Source organism: Cyanobium sp. N5-Cardenillas (assembly GCF_024345515.1).
Taxonomy (GTDB): Bacteria; Cyanobacteriota; Cyanobacteriia; order PCC-6307; family Cyanobiaceae; genus Cyanobium.
Genome location: NZ_JAGQBG010000043.1, coordinates 1 through 16612, shown reverse-complemented (window position 1 = coordinate 16612; position 16612 = coordinate 1). Strand labels below are relative to the sequence as shown.

General features: G+C 69.2%; 17 protein-coding genes and 1 tRNA gene. 10 read left to right on the top strand and 8 right to left on the bottom strand.

All coding sequences use genetic code 11. From position 1 onward, the window contains the following. A partial coding sequence (locus KBZ04_RS05440; RefSeq protein WP_254990915.1) for a DUF4079 family protein occupies positions 1-121 on the top strand: 121 nt, incomplete at its 5' end. A 6-nt stretch (positions 122-127) separates the two neighbouring features. Here the strand turns inward: KBZ04_RS05440 and KBZ04_RS05435 are convergent. From KBZ04_RS05435 to KBZ04_RS05425, 3 genes are all read right to left on the bottom strand, one after another. Continuing rightward, complete coding sequence (locus tag KBZ04_RS05435) at positions 128-805, bottom strand: DUF1997 domain-containing protein (RefSeq protein ID WP_254990912.1); 678 nt, start codon at positions 803-805, stop codon at positions 128-130. Positions 806-960: 155 nt separating this feature from the next. After that, positions 961-2169 carry a 4-hydroxy-3-methylbut-2-enyl diphosphate reductase gene (locus tag KBZ04_RS05430; protein ID WP_254990911.1) on the bottom strand — a complete coding sequence of 403 codons (1209 nt, stop codon included), beginning with the start codon at positions 2167-2169 and terminating at the stop codon, positions 961-963. A gap of 104 nt (positions 2170-2273) precedes the next feature. Further along, positions 2274-3719 (bottom strand): ammonium transporter, encoded by a 1446-nt coding sequence (locus KBZ04_RS05425; protein ID WP_254990910.1) that lies wholly within the window; start codon positions 3717-3719, stop codon positions 2274-2276. 285 nt (positions 3720-4004) lie between these two features. Here KBZ04_RS05425 and KBZ04_RS05420 point away from each other — a divergent pair, with 285 nt between their 5' ends. Beyond that, the gene (locus tag KBZ04_RS05420; RefSeq protein WP_254990909.1) at positions 4005-4199 is read left to right on the top strand and encodes a DUF4278 domain-containing protein; all 195 of its coding nucleotides are present in this window, start codon (positions 4005-4007) and stop codon (positions 4197-4199) included. Here KBZ04_RS05420 and sfsA read toward each other — a convergent pair. After that, positions 4187-4945 carry a DNA/RNA nuclease SfsA gene (gene sfsA / locus KBZ04_RS05415; protein ID WP_254990907.1) on the bottom strand — a complete coding sequence of 253 codons (759 nt, stop codon included), beginning with the start codon at positions 4943-4945 and terminating at the stop codon, positions 4187-4189. The two genes, KBZ04_RS05420 and sfsA, sit on opposite strands and share 13 nt — an antisense overlap. Positions 4946-5011: 66 nt before the next feature. Between sfsA and murJ the strand changes: the two genes are divergently transcribed. Continuing rightward, positions 5012-6616 (top strand): murein biosynthesis integral membrane protein MurJ, encoded by a 1605-nt coding sequence (gene murJ / locus KBZ04_RS05410; protein WP_254990906.1) that lies wholly within the window; start codon positions 5012-5014, stop codon positions 6614-6616. On the opposite strand, the gene KBZ04_RS05405 is transcribed toward murJ, so the two are convergent. From KBZ04_RS05405 to KBZ04_RS05395, 3 genes are read right to left on the bottom strand one after another with little or no spacing between them, the layout of a single operon-like run. Next, positions 6613-6870, bottom strand: a complete 258-nt coding sequence (locus KBZ04_RS05405; RefSeq protein ID WP_254990904.1) for a cytochrome-c oxidase — start codon at positions 6868-6870, stop codon at positions 6613-6615. The genes murJ and KBZ04_RS05405 overlap by 4 nt on opposite strands. Positions 6871-6926: 56 nt before the next feature. Next, positions 6927-7214: a DUF3181 family protein gene (locus tag KBZ04_RS05400; protein WP_254956701.1), complete on the bottom strand. Its 288-nt coding sequence runs from the start codon at positions 7212-7214 to the stop codon at positions 6927-6929. Continuing rightward, positions 7211-7450: a 2TM domain-containing protein gene (locus KBZ04_RS05395; protein WP_254990902.1), complete on the bottom strand. Its 240-nt coding sequence runs from the start codon at positions 7448-7450 to the stop codon at positions 7211-7213. Before KBZ04_RS05395 ends, KBZ04_RS05400 begins: the two co-directional genes overlap by 4 nt. A 99-nt stretch (positions 7451-7549) precedes the next feature. Between KBZ04_RS05395 and KBZ04_RS05390 the strand changes: the two genes are divergently transcribed. From KBZ04_RS05390 to KBZ04_RS05360, 7 genes are all read left to right on the top strand, one after another. Further along, positions 7550-7623 (top strand) — tRNA-Arg (locus KBZ04_RS05390). Between the two features lie 129 nt (positions 7624-7752). Next, positions 7753-9060 carry a serine hydroxymethyltransferase gene (glyA, locus tag KBZ04_RS05385; protein ID WP_409995934.1) on the top strand — a complete coding sequence of 436 codons (1308 nt, stop codon included), beginning with the start codon at positions 7753-7755 and terminating at the stop codon, positions 9058-9060. A 58-nt stretch (positions 9061-9118) separates the two neighbouring features. Continuing rightward, positions 9119-10201 (top strand): MraY family glycosyltransferase, encoded by a 1083-nt coding sequence (locus KBZ04_RS05380; protein ID WP_254990900.1) that lies wholly within the window; start codon positions 9119-9121, stop codon positions 10199-10201. Then, positions 10198-11472 (top strand): competence/damage-inducible protein A, encoded by a 1275-nt coding sequence (locus KBZ04_RS05375; RefSeq protein WP_254990898.1) that lies wholly within the window; start codon positions 10198-10200, stop codon positions 11470-11472. Before KBZ04_RS05380 ends, KBZ04_RS05375 begins: the two co-directional genes overlap by 4 nt. Before the next feature lie 329 nt (positions 11473-11801). Next, a complete protein-coding gene (locus tag KBZ04_RS05370; protein WP_399231483.1) occupies positions 11802-12107 on the top strand; it encodes a DUF2811 domain-containing protein in 306 nt (101 codons plus the stop codon). Continuing rightward, entirely contained in the window at positions 12104-13546 is a 1443-nt protein-coding gene (gene leuC, locus KBZ04_RS05365) for a 3-isopropylmalate dehydratase large subunit (protein WP_254990896.1), read from the top strand. The genes KBZ04_RS05370 and leuC overlap by 4 nt, the downstream gene beginning before the upstream one ends. Beyond that, positions 13543-14175, top strand: a complete 633-nt coding sequence (locus KBZ04_RS05360; RefSeq protein WP_254990894.1) for a 3-isopropylmalate dehydratase small subunit — start codon at positions 13543-13545, stop codon at positions 14173-14175. Before leuC ends, KBZ04_RS05360 begins: the two co-directional genes overlap by 4 nt. On the opposite strand, the gene KBZ04_RS05355 is transcribed toward KBZ04_RS05360, so the two are convergent. Beyond that, positions 14172-16612, bottom strand: a 2441-nt coding sequence (locus tag KBZ04_RS05355; RefSeq protein ID WP_254990893.1) for a DUF3769 domain-containing protein, incomplete at its 5' end; no start/stop codon positions are given. The genes KBZ04_RS05360 and KBZ04_RS05355 overlap by 4 nt on opposite strands.

Sequence of the window (16612 nt, the reverse complement as noted above, 5' to 3'; positions counted from 1 at the left end):
GAACCTGATCGCCCGCAAGGTGCACGTGGGTCTCAACATGACCGTGATGACCCTGTTCCTCTGGCAGGCCGTCACCGGCATGCAGATCGTCAACAAGATCCTCACCGCCCCGGCCGCCTGAGGGAGCTCAGAACTGGGCCCGGCGCCGCGGCGGGCAGGGGATGCCATGGCTGGCATGGAAATCCTCCTGCACCTTCCAGGTGAGCCGCCGGGAGATCTGCCGCACGATCTGGCGCAGCAGGTGGTCACCACTGCTCTGCACCAGGTGGTCAGGGAGGATGGAGAGCATGCCTGGCAGGCGCAGCCAGACGGCCAGATCCAGCTGCCAGCGCACCAGGGTGTGCAGCATGACGCCATCCACCTCTTCGGTGGACACCTCGGCACCCCCGGCCTCATCGAGGCGCAGGGAGGCGGCGAATTCGACGTCATAGAGCCCGCGCAGGGCTTCATCCACCTCGGGCAGGGGCACGGTGACGATGCGGTAGACCCCCGCGGCCTGGGGGAGCAGTTCGAGGCCGATCGTCGGTTCGACCTCAAAGCCGAAGTTGCCGAACCGGCCAAGGGTGAGCACGTAACCCTGGCTGCCGATCGGGTCGACGGTCATGGGGGCGGCGCAGCGGCGGAACCAGCCTTCGTGGCGGTCGAGGTAGGCGCCCACCACCGCAGCAGGAGCACGCATCTCCATCAGATCGGCGAAGGCGCTGGCGTAGCGACGCACGGAGGGGTCGGACCGCTCCCGCAGGGGTTCGCTGTTGGGGGCCCCTGGATCGTCGGGAGCCTGGTGCAGGGAGGAACCTGCCGCCATCGTGATCTGGGGCGTGCGGTGGGTCAGAAGGGAGCTGCTGGAAAGGACCGGGGTTGTGCTCCCCCCGGCGGCCGTAGGGGGGGAGAAAAACCTTTCACGAATGTAAAGCCACCCGGTGAGCCCCGGCTCTGGGCGGGGTCATCGCGGCTGGTGGCTCACTCTTCGCTGAGGCCCACCAGCCGCTCGATCACATCCTCCACCACCCGGTCGGGGGTGGAGGCGCCGGAGGTGATGCCCACCCGGACCGGGCCTGCCGGCAGGAAGGGCTCCAGGGTCTCCAGGGCACCCCCCAGGGGCTTGTGCTCGATGCGGTTGCCCGGGCCGATGCGCTCGGGGGTGTCGATGTGAAAGGAAAGGATGCCGCGGCTGACGGCGATCTCCTGCAGGTGGGTGGTGTTGGAGGAGTTGTAGCCGCCGATGACCACCATGAGGTCGAGGGGTTCGTCCACCAGGGCGAACATGGCGTCCTGGCGCTCCTGGGTGGCATCACAGATGGTGTTGAAGGCCAGGAAGTGCTCGTCGAGTTCGGCGGGGCCGAAGCGCTGCAGCATGGTGCGCTCGAACAGGCGGCCGATCTCCTCGGTTTCGCTTTTGAGCATGGTGGTCTGGTTGGCGACGCCCACCCGCACCAGGTCCCGGTCCGGGTCGAAGCCGGGGGAACAGGCATTGGCGAAATGGCTCATGAAGGCCTGCCGATCGATGGCCCCCTGGCCCCGCTCGAGGATGAAATCGCTGACCATGCGGGCCTCAGCCAGATCGAGCACCACCAGGTAGGTGCCGGCGAAGGAGCTGGTGGCGAGCGTTTCCTCGTGCTTCACCTTGCCGTGGATGATCGAGGTGAAGGCGTGCTTCTTGTGCTTCTCCACGGTGTTCCACACCTTGGACACCCAGGGGCAGGTGGTGTCGACGATGTGGCAGCCGCGCTCGTTGAGCAGCTGCATCTCCTGCACGGTGGCGCCGAAGGCGGGCAGGATCACCACGTCACCGGTGCCCACTTCCGAGAAGTCCTTGACGTCGTCGTCGACCGGGATGAAGCGGACGTCCATCTCGCGCAGATGGTCGTTGACCGAAGGGTTGTGGATGATCTCGTTGGTGATCCAGATCCGTTCGCTGGGGTAGTGGCGGCGGGTTTCGTAGGCCATCGCCACGGCCCGCTCCACGCCCCAGCAGAAGCCGAAGGCCTCGGCCAGGCGGATCCTGAGGCGACCGCGCTGGAGCACGTGGCCGTTCTCCCTGAGGCTGGCGATCAGATTGCTCTGGTAGGCCTGCTCAAGGCTGCCCGCGACCTCCTCACCCAGCCCGAACCCGCGACGGTTGTAGCGATCCGAATGGTGGAGAGAGCGCTTGAAGGCACGGGTGTCCACAGGCCATGTCCAGTTGTGCCGACTCTATGGGGGGCAGTGGAGGGTCGGGCGAAAAAAACCGCGGCGCGAGCCGCGGTCGGTGAACGGACGGAACCCCAAGGGGGTCAGTTGGAGGACGAGACGAAGTCGGGGTAGGCCTCCATGCCGTGCTCGCTGATGTCGAGACCCACTTGCTCCTCTTTCTCATGGACCCGGATGCCCCCTGAGAGGGCTCCCAGGATGCTCCAGAGAAGCCAGGCCGTGACGATCGTGAACACTGCGTAGGCGAAGACGCCCAGGAACTGGAGGCCCAGCTGGTTGAAGCCCTTGCCGAGCAGCAGGCCGGCGTCCTTGTTGAACAGACCGACCGCCAGCGTGCCCCAGACACCGCCCACACCGTGAACGGAGAAGGCGCCGACCGGATCATCGATGCCGATGGAGTCGACGAAGCTGACGGCGTAGACGACGATGGATCCTCCGATGAAGCCCACCACCCAGGCGGCCCACATCGGGAAGCCGTCGCAGCCGGCCGTCACGCCCACCAGGCCGGCCAGGATGCCGTTGATGGTCATCGTCAGGTCGGGCTTGCCGGAGTGGAACTGGGAGATCAGGGTGCCGGCGATGCCGCCGCCGGCGGCACCGAGGGTGGTGGTGACAGCGATGTAAGGAACGGTTTCGTTCATCGCCAGGACGGAACCCGGGTTGAAGCCGTACCAGCCGAGCCAGAGGATCAGGGCCCCCAGGGTGGCCAGGGCGAGGCTGTGGCCGGGGATGGCCTGGGGCTTGGAGTCGACGTACTTGCCGATGCGGGGGCCGAGGATCATGGCGCCGACCACGCCCGCCCAGGCACCGACGGAGTGGACCAGGGTGGATCCTGCGAAGTCGATGAAGCCGAGCTGGTTGAGCCAGCCGTTGGCGTTCCACTTCCAGCTGCCGGCAATCGGGTAGATGATGCCCACCAGGATCAGGGAGAAGATCACGAACTCCTTGAACTTGATGCGCTCGGCCACGAGGCCGGAGACGATCGTGGCGGCGGTGCCGGCGAAGGCGGCCTGGAAGAGGAAGTCGACGCTCGGGGTGAGCTTGCCTTCCGTCACCATTTCAGCGGTGACGGTGGGATCGAAGAACAGACCCTTGAAGTGCAGCCAGCCACCGGCGATCGAATCGCCGTACATCAGGGAATAGCCGATGACCCAGTAGGCCGTCACCGCCAGGGCGAAGACGATCAGGTTCTTGGCCAGGATGTTGACGGCGTTCTTCTGGCGGCAGAGGCCGGCCTCCACCATGGCGAAGCCGGCGTTCATGAAGATCACCAGGAAGGCCGCGATGGCCAGCCAGAGGTTGTTGATCAGGAACGCGGGGGTGAGCTCCGGCAGTTCGGCGGCGTGGGCCGAGAGGTTGAACACGCCCAGCCCGAACAGAGCCAGAGGCACGCAGGCGAGCCAGGTGAGCCCCTCCTGGGAGGAAAGACCACGAACCTTGCGCATTAATAGAGCCGGGGCCTCAAGCAGGCTGGCCTCGCTGAGCCTTCTCGGCGGTCGAACCTTGTGCTGTTGACTTGAATGGATCATGGGAACGTGGTGAAGAGAACGTTCGACTTCTGACGCCGAAGTAGGCATCAACAAGGTCCGACTATCCATGAGGGGGACCCTTTCTAATGTCTGATCCGATACAGAACGAAGCCGAAAGCACCGCGCCGGCTGGCCGCCCCTGGGGTCCTTTCTTAAAGGATGCAAAGAGTTTGCATAAATGTTCAATCTGAACAGTGCAAAGGCGCTAGAAATGCATCAGGCAGGCCCATGCCCCCGTTCTGCGCGGGGCACCGCTCCGGCCCTTCCGTCTCCGCCCCTGTCCCCATGGCCCATTCCGCCCTCTGCTACCGCGGCCTCCCCTACGACCACTCCCACGACGCGAGCCCCTCAGCGGCCCCGATCGAGCACGTCTACCGCGGTCACCACTACGCCTCGCCGCTGCTGCACCAGCCGTCCCTCACCGATGAGGGGCTCGACCTCATCTACCGCGGCAGCCACTACCACCCTCACCACGCCTGAGTGGCCAGTCCGAGGTAGGCCACGGCGGCGTCCGTGAAGCTGTAGCGGCAGGGAAGCACCTCCACCCCGGCCGCCACGGCCGTGCGGAACAGTCCCCCGTAGCGGGGATCGGCGCTGTCCCCCGGCGCGAAGCGCCCCACGTCGCCGCGGCTCAGGCAGGGCACCAGAACGGCCCGGGCCCCGGGCACCAGGGCGGTGAGCTCCACCAGGTGCTTCTGGCCCCGTTCGGTGACCGTGTCGGGGAACAGGGCCAGATCGCCGTCGCTCCAGGTGGTGTTCTTCACCTCCACGTAGATCGGCCGGGGATCGGCGGCCCCAGCCGCGGGCGTCAGCAGCAGGTCGATCCGGCTGCGGCGCCCCTCGCCGTAGGGCACCTCGGCCCGGATGCTGCCGATCGGCCCCAGCCAGGCCTCCAGGCAACCCGCCTCGATCGTGGCCCGCACCAGCCGGTTGGGCCGCGCCGTGTTGACGCCCACCCACACCAGGCCGCCGCCATGGGCTTCCACCTGGGCCTGTTCCCAGGTCCAGGCCAGCTTGCGGCTGGGTGAGGGGTCGTGGCGCAGGCGCACCCGCCCGCCCGGCCGCAGCACCCCGGTCATCGGGCCCGTGTTGGGGCAGTGGGCCGTCACCGTCTGGCCATCGTCCAGGCCCACGTCGGCCAGGAAGCGCTTGTAGCGCTTCAGCAGCACCCCTTCCACCAGCGGACCGGTCGGCAGCACGGGCACGGCGGTGGTGGCTGGGGCCATGGGGTCGGGTGCCCGAGGGGGGAGGGCCATACTGCCGTGCGTTCCGATGGGCAGTGCCCCGCCGCCATGGCCCGATCCCTGCGCCGGATTGCCCTGATCGTGGGGGCGGCCACGGCCCTCAGCAAGGTGGCCGGCCTGCTGCGCCAGCAGGTGATCGCCGCCGCCTTCGGCGTGGGTGCGGCCTACGACGCCTACAACTACGCCTACGTGCTGCCGGGGTTCCTGCTGATCCTGCTCGGCGGCATCAACGGGCCCTTCCACAGCGCCATGGTGAGCGTGCTGGCCCGGCGGCCGCGCCATGAGGGCGCCCACGTGCTGGCCAGCATCAACACCCTGGTGGGGGCAGGGCTGATCGTCGTCACGGTGCTGCTGCTGCTGGCCGCCGATCCGCTCATCGATCTGGTGGGTCCCGGCCTGGATCCGGAGCGCCATGCCCTGGCCGTGCTCCAGCTGCGCTGGATGGCACCGATGGCCCTGTTCGCCGGTCTCATCGGCCTCGGTTTCGGCGCCCTCAACGCCGCCGACGTGTTCTGGCTGCCCTCGGTGAGCCCGCTGCTCTCCAGCGTCGCCGTCATCGGCGGCATCGGCCTGCTCTGGTGGCAGCTGGGCAGCAGCATCACCCTGCCCGCCACAGCGGTGATCGGCGGCGTGGTGCTGGCCGCCAGCACCACGCTGGGGGCGATCCTGCAGTGGCTGATCCAGCTGCCGGCCCTGGCCAAGGAGGGCCTCAACAGGCTGCAGCTGGTGTGGGACTGGCGGGATCCCGGCGTGCGGGAAGTGCTGCAGGTGATGGCTCCGGCCACCCTCTCCTCGGGGATGCTGCAGATCAACGTCTTCGTGTCGCTGTTCTTCGCTTCGGGCATGCCCGCGGCGGCGGCGGGTCTGGGCTACGCCAACCTGCTGGTGCAGACACCCCTGGGCCTGCTTTCCAATGTGCTGCTGGTGCCGCTGCTGCCCGTGTACGCCCGGCTCACGGCACCGGAAGACCGGCCCGAGCTGATCGGCCGCATCCGCCAGGGCCTGATGCTCTCCAACGCCACGATGCTGCCCCTGGGGGCGCTGATGGTGGCCCTGGCCGTCCCGATCGTGGCCCTGATCTACCAGCGCGGCGCCTTCGACCGCAGCGCCGCCGACCTGGTGGGCCAGCTGCTGATGGCCTACGGGATCGGCATGCCGGCCTACCTGGGCCGCGACGTGCTGGTACGGGTGTTCTATGCCCTCGGCGACGGCAACACCCCCTTCCGCTGGTCGTTGGCCGGGATCGGGCTCAACGCCGTCTTCTGCTGGGCGTTCACCGGCGGCCCCACCCCTGGCTGGGGTCTCCAGCTGCCGATGCTCAATGCCGGCGCCGCCGGCCTGGTGCTGGCCACCGTGGCGGTGAACCTGATCACCTGCGCCGGCCTGCTGCTGGCCCTGAGCCACCGGCTGGGGGGCCTGCCCCTGCGCCTCTGGGCCGCCGACAGCGGCAAGCTGCTGCTGGCGGCCGTGGTTGGCGGAGCCGCCTGCTGGTGGCTCTCGCTGGCCGTGGCCTGGCCGCCGGGTCTGGGGGGTCTGTTGCTGCAGAACGTGATCTGCAGCGGCCTGGCCGTGGGCCTCTACGGGCTGCTGACGAGCCTGGCCGGCGTGCCGGAGGCCCGCCAGCTGCTGCAGATGGTGCGCCGACGGGCCTAGGAGAGCCGCACCTGGCGTTCCTCGCGGACCTGCACGGGAATCTCCAGGTGGGAGCGCCCGATCATCTGGGGGCCGTCGATCGAGAAGATCCGGGCTTCGATGCCGAAATCGCGGAAGGCGGTCTCGAGTTCCTGGATCAGAACCTTCTCCACCTGGGCCTCCGCATCGACCACCTTGCCGATCAGACGACCCCCGAGCCTGCCGATGCGCTGGCGCACCACGTCGCGGGCATTGGTGACTTCGATGACCAGCACGACCCGCCTGCGTGGGGCGTCACCCTATCGGTAGAGGGGGCTTCCGGCAGCAGGTGTCAGCAAAAGGGTTGCAGCACGTCTTCGAGATCCCGCAACTGGCCGGCGGGCACCAGCCGCGCCAGGGGCAGCCGCGTGCCGCCGCCGCCGATCGGCACCTGCACCGCCTCCAGGGCCTGGCGGGCACAGACCTCGGCGCCCTGGTCGAGCCGGGCGGCGCACTCGATCGCCAGGGTCTGGGCCAGGCCCGCATCGCCCAGGTACAGATGCCAGCCGGCCACCTGCACGTAGAGCCGATCGGCGATCGAGCGGCTCAGTTCCTCAAGATCGGCGGCGGCAAGCGTCATGGCTGGGGCTGGGGGCGTTGCAGCACCACCACGGTGCCATGGATCAGCAGCAGAGCGGCCCAGCCGAGGGTCAGCCAGTTCAGGTGGGACCAGGGGTGCCGCATCCCCTGGACGAACCAGAGGCCGCTGTTCACGGCGGCGAACAGGGCGGCATGGAGGGTGAGGTTCACGATCCGCGCGAAGTGCCGATAGGTGGGATCGTCGGGATCGGCGGGGCCGTACCAGCGGATCGGCATGGGGGAAGGTCTGGGCTCTGATGCGGACCCTATCGGGGCAGGGGCGGCAGGGGCGTTGTTGACGGATCGGCACCCCGTGGGGTGAGAATGACCTGGCAGGCGCTTGTAGCTCAGCGGATTAGAGCATCTGACTACGGATCAGAGGGTCGGGAGTTCGAATCTCTCCAGGCGCGTTCTCTCTCTCACCGCCCCCCGGGGCGGTTTTTTTTGGCCGTCGGCCGGGCTCCGCCCCCGGAGCCCGGCCAGCCCAGCGCCGTTTGCCTACGATCGGATTCATCTTGCGTAGCCCCATGGCGGACCGAATGGATCACGGCCCTGCTTCCACCTCCTCCAGCGTGGCTGCCATCGATAGCACCCTGGCCAGTGGTGATCCGGCCATCGCCGCCCTGATCGAGAAGGAGCTGCGGCGCCAGCAGAGTCACCTGGAGCTGATCGCCAGTGAGAACTTCGCCTCCCGGGCGGTGATGGAGGCCCAGGGCTCCGTGCTCACCAACAAGTACGCCGAAGGTCTGCCCCATAAGCGCTACTACGGCGGTTGCGAGCACGTCGACATCATCGAGGAGCTGGCCATCGCGCGGGCCAAGCAGCTGTTCGGTGCCGCCTGGGCCAACGTCCAGCCCCACAGCGGTGCCCAGGCCAACTTCGCCGTCTTCCTGGCCCTGCTGGAGCCCGGCGACACGATCCTGGGGATGGACCTCTCCCACGGCGGCCACCTCACCCACGGCTCGCCGGTGAACGTGTCGGGCAAGTGGTTCAAGGCCGTCCACTACGGCGTCGACCCGGAAACCCACCAGCTCAACTTCGACACCATCCGCCAGCTGGCCCTGGAGCACCGGCCGAAGCTGATCATCTGCGGCTACTCCGCCTACCCCCGCACGATCGATTTCGCCGCCTTCCGCGCCATCGCCGATGAGGTGGGGGCCTACCTGCTGGCCGACATGGCCCACATCGCCGGCCTGGTGGCCTCCGGGGTGCACCCCAGCCCTGTGCCCCACTGCCATGTGGTCACCACCACCACCCACAAGACTCTGCGGGGGCCCCGGGGTGGCCTGATCCTCTGCAACGGCGCCGACTTCGGCCGCCAGTTCGACAAGGCCGTCTTCCCCGGCTCCCAGGGCGGCCCCCTGGAGCACGTGATCGCCGCCAAGGCCGTGGCCTTCGGAGAAGCGCTGCAGCCCAGCTTCCGCAGCTACAGCCAGCAGGTGGTGCGCAATGCCCAGGCCCTGGCGGAACGCATCCAGGAGCGGGGCATCGCCGTGGTCTCCGGCGGCACCGACAACCACCTGGTGCTGCTCGACCTGCGCTCCATCGGCCTGACCGGCAAGCTGGCCGACCGCCTGGTGAGCGACGTCAACATCACCGCCAACAAAAACACGGTTCCCTTCGATCCGGAGTCGCCGTTCGTCACCAGCGGCCTGCGCCTCGGCAGCGCGGCGCTCACCACCCGCGGCTTCGATGCCGAGGCCTTCCGCGAGGTGGCCGATGTCATCGCCGATCGCCTGCTGTTCCAGGACGATGCCGCCGTCGAGCTGCGCTGCCGGGAACGGGTGGCCTCCCTCTGCGGGCGCTATCCCCTTTATGGCCGTCAACGTGAGCTCCAGCACGCCTGACGGACCCGTTCACCCGTAACGTGTCGCCTTCTGGTCCGCTGCTTTCCGGCCCGCCGTTGTGACCCTCGCCTACAGCCCCAACGCGGCGGCCCTGCTCACGGCCACTGCGGCGGCCCTGCTCACGGCGCTGATCGTGCCGCTGATCCGAAGGCTCGGCCTGCGCTGGGGGCTGGTGGATCCGCCCGATGAACGCAAACAGCACACACTGCCGATGGTGCGGCTCGGCGGCGTGGGCATCGTGGCCGGCTTCAGCCTTTCGCTGCTCTGCACGTGGTCTTTCGGTGGCTTCGCCGAGCTGCCGCCGGACAAGGACCAGCTGATCTGGACCACCCTGGCGGGGGCTCTCTGTTACTTCGTGATCGGCCTGGCCGATGACCTGTTCGCCCTGCCTCCCCTGCCGCGCCTGTGCGGCCAGGTGCTGGTGGCCGCGACGGTCTGGAACCAGGGCGTGCGCATCGGCAGCATCGACCTGCCGTTCGGCCTGGGGAACACCGCTGCCGGGCTGCCGCTGCCGGAGGGACTGAGCCTGCTGGCCACGGTGGTCTGGCTGGTGGGCATCACCAACGCGATCAACTGGCTGGATGGCCTCGATGGGCTGGCGGCCGGGGTGAGCGGCATCGCCGCCGTCGGGCTGCTGTCGGTGAGCTTCAGCCTCAGCCAGCCCGCCGCCGGCCTGCTGGCGGCGGCCCTGGCCGGCAGCTGTCTGGGCTTCCTGCGCCATAACTTCAACCCGGCCCGCATCTTCATGGGGGATGGCGGCTCCTATTTCCTCGGCTTCGCCCTGGCGGCGATCAGCATCGTGGGTCCGGCCAAGCGGCTCACCAGCGTCAGCCTGTTGCTGCCGCTGTTGATCCTGTCCCTGCCCCTGGCCGACATGTCGGCGGTGATCATGGGCCGCCTCAAGGCCGGCCGCTCCCCCTTCTATCCGGATCGCCGTCACCTGCACCACCGCCTGCTGCGGGCCGGCTTCAGCCACCGCCGCACCGTGGTGGTCATCTATGCCTTCACCCAGTGGCTGGCCTCTATCGCCCTTGTGCTGGCCAATGCCGAGATGCGTTTCCTCTGGCTGGCCCTGGCCACGGCGGTGCTGATCGCCGTGCTCGTGGTCTGCCGCCGCCAGATGCAGCAGGAGGCCAAGTGAACGGCTCCCCCGGCGGCGCCGGGGTGGAGGTGCTGTGCATCGGCACCGAGCTGCTGCTGGGCAACATCGTCAACGGCAATGCCCGCTGGCTGGCCGAGCAGCTGGCGGCCCTCGGGGTGGTGCACCACCGCCAGCAGGTGGTGGGCGACAACCGGGAGCGGCTGATCGAAGCGGTGCGGCAGGCCTCGGGCCGCTGCCGGGTGCTGGTCACCACCGGTGGCCTGGGCCCCACCCCCGACGACCTCACCACCGAGGCGATCGCGGCCGCCTTCGGCGCCGAGCTGGTGGAACACGGCGAGATCTGGGCGGCGATCCAGGCCCGGATCACGGCCCGGGGCCGGACCGTCGCCCCTTCCAACCGCAAGCAGGCCCTGCTGCCCCGCGGCGCCGCGGTGCTGCCCAACCCCACCGGCACCGCGCCCGGGATGATCTGGACCCCGGTGAGCGGGTTCACCGTGCTCACCTTCCCGGGCGTCCCCAGCGAGCTGCGGGCGATGTGGGCGGCCACCGCGGCCCCCTGGCTCCAGGAGGCGGGCCTGGCGGGCGGCGTGTTTGCCAGTCGCATGCTGCGCTTCTGGGGCGTGGCCGAATCCGACCTGGCGGAGCGGGTGCAGGACCTGCTGGCGTTGGAGAACCCCACCGTGGCGCCCTACGCCGGTGCGGGGGAGGTGAAGCTGCGCGTGACGGCCAGGGCCGCGGATGGGGCCGCCGCCGCCGCCCTGCTGGCCCCGGTGGAGGCGGAACTGCGCCGCCGCGGCGGTGCCAGCTGCTTCGGCGCCGATGGCGACAGCCTGGCCTCGGTGGTGCTGGCGGAACTGCGTCGCCGCGGCCAGACCCTGGCGGTGGCGGAGTCATGCACCGGTGGCGGCCTCGGCGCGGCCCTGGTGGCGGTGCCGGGGGCGTCGGAGGCGTTTCTCGGTGGGGTGATCGCTTACGCCAACGCCGTGAAGCGAGACCTGCTGGGGGTGCCCGCCGCGCTGCTCGATGCCCATGGGGCGGTGAGCGACCCGGTGGCCGAGGCGATGGCGGCAGGGGCGCGGCGCCTGACGGGGGCGACCTGGGCCATCGCGGTGACGGGCATCGCCGGCCCCGGGGGGGGCAGCACCGAGAAGCCCGTGGGGCTGGTGCACATCGCCGTGGCCGGCCCCGATGGCTGCCGCAGCGAGGCGGTGCACTTCGGCGGCGGCCGGGAGCGCACCTGGATCCAGCTGCTGACCGTGGGGGAAAGTCTGAACCGTCTGCGGTTACGGCTGAACACTGCGGCCAGCTGATCGGGCCCCATCGGAACATCTGCTGACCCGGCCGCCAACGATCACGAATCCTGTGGCATGGACTTTTCCCCCCTTCCTGCCACTTTTCCCCCGAATGACCGGGCCTTTTCCACAGGTTGCCGCGGCCTGTTGGGAGCTGCCGGAGGGGTCCTCACCTCTTGTTGCGGGAAAGGCCTTCCCCCCTTGACCGGACGCAGACCCGCACGCTGGTCCGACAGCCGCCTCCGACCGGCGGCCGGGATACCGCCCCCCGCCTGATTCTCAGCGGCGGTCCCTTGGGACCGGACCGGTGGGGTCCGCTTTGACGCCGGGGGGAGCCCCATGGCCTGATGGGGGGGACCGACGACCAGCGCCGCATGAGCCAGATCCCCGACCACGCTCCCAGGACCGTGAGCATCGAGAACCAGATGCCGGAGGACCTCTTCGAGGCCATGCGGGAGTTCATCCGGGTTCACCCCCAGTGGGACCAGTACCGGCTGATGCAGGCCGCCCTGGCCGGTTTCCTGTTCCAGCACGCCAGCCATGACCGGGCCGTGGCCCGCCACTACCTCGACGGCCTGTTCCGGAGGGAGCCCGCCCCGGCGGAACAGACGCCTTCTAGGGTGGTTTCTGACCGTCTCGATCCTTCCTCTTGAGCGCCGGCACCCTCTACGACAAGGTCTGGGAGCTGCACCGGGTCGCCGACCTGCCGGGCGGAGCCATCCAGCTGTTCATCGGGCTGCACCTGATCCATGAGGTCACCAGCCCCCAGGCCTTCGCCGCCCTGGACGACCTGGGCCTTACGGTGCGCCACCCCGAGCGCACGGTGGCCACGGTGGACCACATCGTGCCCACCACCTCCCAGGCCCGGCCCTTCGCCGACCCCCTGGCCGAGGCGATGCTCGCCACCCTGGAGGGCAACTGCGCCCGCCACGGGATCACCCTGCACGGTCTCGGCAGCGGCCGCCAGGGGATCGTGCATGTGATCGCCCCGGAGCTGGGGCTCACCCAGCCCGGCATGACCGTGGCCTGCGGCGATTCCCACACCTCCACCCACGGCGCCTTCGGCGCCATCGCCTTCGGCATCGGCACCAGCCAGGTGCGGGACGTGCTCGCCAGCCAGAGCCTGGCGATGGGCAAGCTCAAGGTGCGGCGGATCCGGGTGGAGGGCGCCCTGCAGAGCGGCGTCTACGCCAAGGATCTGGTGCTGCATGTGATCCGGACCCTGGGGGTGAAGGGCGGCGTCGGCTACGCCTACGAGTTCGCCGGCCCGGCGATCGAGGCCCTCTCGATGGAGGAGCGGATGACGCTCTGCAACATGGCCATCGAGGGCGGCGCCCGCTGCGGCTATGTCAACCCCGATGCCATCACCTTCGCCTACCTGAAGGGGCGGCCCCATGCCCCCGCCGGCGAGGCCTGGGAGCGGGCCGTGGCCTGGTGGAGCTCCCTGGCTTCGGGCCCTGAGGCCAGCTTCGACGACGAGGTGGTGTTCGATGCCGCCACGATTGCCCCCACCATCACCTGGGGCATCACGCCGGGTCAGGCCATCGGCGTCGACGAAACCGTGCCCACCCTTGAGCAGACCGAAAGCGACGAGCGGCCGATCGCCGAGGAGGCCTACCGCTACATGGACCTGCGTCCCGGTGCGCCGATCGAGGGGTTGCCGGTGGATGTGTGCTTCATCGGCAGCTGCACCAACGGTCGACTCAGCGACCTGCGGGCCGCCGCCGCCGTGGCCCGCGGCCGACAGGTGGCGGCCGGCATCAAGGCCTTCGTGGTGCCCGGCAGTGAGCAGGTGGCGGCCGAGGCCGAGGCCGAGGGCCTGGATGCGGTGTTCCGCGCCGCCGGCTTCGAATGGCGCGAACCGGGCTGCTCGATGTGCCTGGCCATGAACCCCGACCGTCTGGAGGGGCGCCAGATCAGCGCCAGTTCCAGCAATCGCAACTTCAAGGGGCGCCAGGGTTCCGCCACCGGCCGCACCCTGCTGATGAGCCCCGCCATGGTGGCGGCGGCGGCGGTCAGCGGCCATGTGGCCGACGTGCGCCGCCTGGTCACCGCCCCGATCACCCCAGAGCCCGCCAGCACCCGAGCATGAGCGCCACCCCCTTCCCGGCCGGACCGATCCAGCGCTGCGAGGGCTGCGCCGTGGTCGTGCCCGGCGACGACATCGACACCGACCGGATCATCCCGGCCCGCTACCTGAAGTGCGTCACCTTCGACGGGCTGGCGGAGGGCGTCTTCGCCGATGACCGCCGCGAGCGGGCCGGCGATCACCCCTTCGACCGGGCCGGGAACCATGGCGCTGCGATCCTCGTGGTCAACCGCAACTTCGGTTGCGGCTCCAGCCGCGAACACGCCCCCCAGGCGTTGATGCGCTGGGGTATCCGTGCCGTGATCGGCGAAAGCTTCGCCGAGATCTTCTTCGGCAACTGCCTGGCCCTGGGGATCCCCTGCCTCAGTGCTGACCACGATTCCGTGCTGGCCCTGCAGGCTGCCATCGCCGCCCATCCCGGCGCCATGTTGCAGCTCGATCTCGATCCGCCCCAGGTGACGCTGGAGGCCGATGGCGTGTCTTCGGCGTGGCCCCTGGAGCTTGCGGCCGGCCCGCGCCGCATGCTGGTGAGCGGTGAGTGGAACGGCACCGCCCAACTGGTGGCCCACGACGCCGAGCTGCGGGCCACCGCCCGCCGGCTTCCCTATCTGAGCGGCTTCGCGGCGGCCTAGAAGGGCCGCTGCAGGGCCCCCTGGGTGGGGTGGTAGGGGATGAAGGGGGTGCCGGGACCCTTGAAGTTGAAGTCGTTGAGGCGCACCCGGATGCCGCCCAGGCCGTCGTAGGGGCTGTAGTAGATGCCGATGTCGTAGGAGCGCCGTTGCCAGCGCAGCTCCAGATACGAGTTGGTGACATCCCCATAGAAGCCCGAATTGGGATCCACGTTGAAGCCGATCCCGCCGCTGAAGACCAGCGGGCCCACCAGTTGCTGGGTCAGGCCGATGCCGAGCGTGCCCAGGTCGACGGCACGGTCGAAGTTGAGCGGGCTCTGGCCCTGGCGCAGGGTGATGCCACCGGTGATGGTCAGCTCGGTGTAGTCGAGAAAGGGCTTCTCGAAGCGCCCCAGGGTGAGGGTGGGGCCGCCGGAGAGGCCGATCGTGTTCTGGTTGGTGCCGTCACTGAAGTAGGCGGCCACGCCGAGCAGGTTGGCGTTGAAGCGCAGGCCAGGCACGATCGGCACCGGTGAATTGGCCAGTGAGATCACCGGCGAGCTGGTGGTGGGCTTGCCGGTCCAGATCGGGTAAGAGAAGTTGACGGAGCCGATGGCGTTGGCGCGCCACACTTCAAGCAGATCGGTGCCGGTGGTCGGGTTGGCCTGGAAGTTGCCCACCCCCATGCGCCAGTAATAGCTGCGGCTCAACTTGCCCCAGCTGGGCAGGTTTTCCTGCTTCTCAAGCGAGACGCCGTAGGCGGAATAGACGTCCTGCTCGCCCAGGGAGCCGTTCCAGGTGCGGAAGCGGTAAGCACCGAAGAGGCGGAAGGTGCTGATGCCCAGCACGGGCAGCTTCACCACCCGGGCCAGGTCGCCGAAGCTGCGGGTGCCGTTGGCGATGTTGTCGGGATTGAGGGTGGAGAGGCTGAGACGGGCATCGGCGTTGAAACCCAGCAGGGGCCCGGTGAGACGGGCATCCAGACCGAAGTAGTCGCCGCCCTTGGCGGGCTGCTCGACGATGTTTGTGGAGCCCGCCGGCGATCCCGGCAAGGGATAGGCGTCGGTGTTGCCGTTGGAGAGGCGCTGGATCATCACCTGCGGCTGCAGGTTGAGGAGTCCCTTCTCGCCGATCTTGATCGGGATGTTGTAGCCCAGGAAGAAGCCGTCCCGGTCCTCCCGGTCGTTGCCGATCACCAGGGGGTTGCTCACCTCGTCCTCTTTCTGGATGCGGCGCTGGCGCACGACCCGGATCGGCAGGCGATCCTCCAGGCGCAAGGTGTTGCGGCGGGCTTTCACCAGGGTGTCGCCGTTGGGCAGCAGCGTGATGACCACCTTCTCCGAATCCATCCACGACTGGGCCGGCGTGAACGGGTCGTTGGTGAAGCCCACCCGGTCGCCCGAGAGGGTGTTGGGGGTGAGCTTGAGGCGCCGGGCCTGGATGCGCCAGCGGCTCACGGTGCCCTTGATCAGCTCCTGGTTGCTGACGGTGGTCTGGTCCTTGAGCTGCTCGGGCCGGGCGGTGCCGAAATCGTTGGCCGCATCCGGCGTGGTGAAATCCCGCGGAAACCCGAAGCGGCGCTCGGCCTTGAGGCTGCGCTCGAAGGTCACAGTCTCGACCCGCTGGGGAATCCGGGCGATGGCTTCGCGCCGCCGTCGTTCCTGCTCCCGGGCGTTGCGCCACACACCGCCCCGGTCCGGGGGGGCGGCCTGGACCGGCGGCGGGGCGGGCTGGCCGCTGGTGCCGGTCCAGCCGGGTCCCATGGTCACCTGCTCGAGCTGCTGGGCCAGCCCATCGGGCTGCTCGCTGGCCAGGGGCGGGGCTTCCGGGCAGCCCTGGGCGGGCGGCACCGGCATCGGCTGGCTGGCGAGTCTGTCGGTGCCGAAGCGGTAGCGCAGACCCAGCAGGTAGGCGTTGCTGCCCTCACTGACGCCGCTGAAGGTGCCGAAGGCCCCGGAGCGGTGGTGGATGCGTCCCACGGCCGACCAGCGGGGGGTGACCAGGGCCTCCACCTCGAAGGCCAGGTAGTTGAGCAGGCGGGCGGAGTTCTCCCGGAACGTGGCCTCGTAGTTGCTTTTGGCGCTGAGGACGCTCAGACCTTCCACGAAGAAGAGGTTGAGCCAGGGGCGCAGCCACAGACGCAGGCCGATGCCGCCGGTGAGCTCCCCGAAGCTCTGGCCCGGGGTGTCGGAGAAGGGGATCGCCTGGTTGAAGCCGCCCCCCGGCTGGGCACTGGCCTGGTGCCCCAGCAGGTTGGCATCGAACTCCAGCGACAGGGGGCCGGCCTGGAGGAGGCGGCGCTGCATGCCGATGCCCCCCAGGTACTCGGGCCGGAAGCGGCCGCTGAAGGTGAAGGTGTCGCCGAACTTGCCGGCATAGGCCTGGCCGGCCCAGGCGGTGACGGCCCAGGGATAGGGCTGCCACTGGGGAACGGCCGGGTAGGACGGCGTGCAGCTGATCG

Bases quoted from the DNA above. Each gene is read 5' to 3' on its own strand.
- KBZ04_RS05435 (WP_254990912.1), bottom strand. From the start codon at position 805: ATGGCGGCAGGTTCCTCCCTGCACCAGGCTCCCGACGATCCAGGGGCC.
- KBZ04_RS05425 (WP_254990910.1), bottom strand. From the start codon at position 3,719: ATGATCCATTCAAGTCAACAGCACAAGGTTCGACCGCCGAGAAGGCTC.
- KBZ04_RS05420 (WP_254990909.1), top strand. From the start codon at position 4,005: ATGGCCCATTCCGCCCTCTGCTACCGCGGCCTCCCCTACGACCACTCC.
- sfsA (WP_254990907.1), bottom strand. From the start codon at position 4,945: ATGGCCCCAGCCACCACCGCCGTGCCCGTGCTGCCGACCGGTCCGCTG.
- murJ (WP_254990906.1), top strand. From the start codon at position 5,012: ATGGCCCGATCCCTGCGCCGGATTGCCCTGATCGTGGGGGCGGCCACG.
- KBZ04_RS05400 (WP_254956701.1), bottom strand. From the start codon at position 7,214: ATGACGCTTGCCGCCGCCGATCTTGAGGAACTGAGCCGCTCGATCGCC.
- KBZ04_RS05395 (WP_254990902.1), bottom strand. From the start codon at position 7,450: ATGCCGATCCGCTGGTACGGCCCCGCCGATCCCGACGATCCCACCTAT.
- glyA (WP_409995934.1), top strand. From the start codon at position 7,753: ATGGATCACGGCCCTGCTTCCACCTCCTCCAGCGTGGCTGCCATCGAT.
- KBZ04_RS05370 (WP_399231483.1), top strand. From the start codon at position 11,802: ATGGGGGGGACCGACGACCAGCGCCGCATGAGCCAGATCCCCGACCAC.
- KBZ04_RS05360 (WP_254990894.1), top strand. From the start codon at position 13,543: ATGAGCGCCACCCCCTTCCCGGCCGGACCGATCCAGCGCTGCGAGGGC.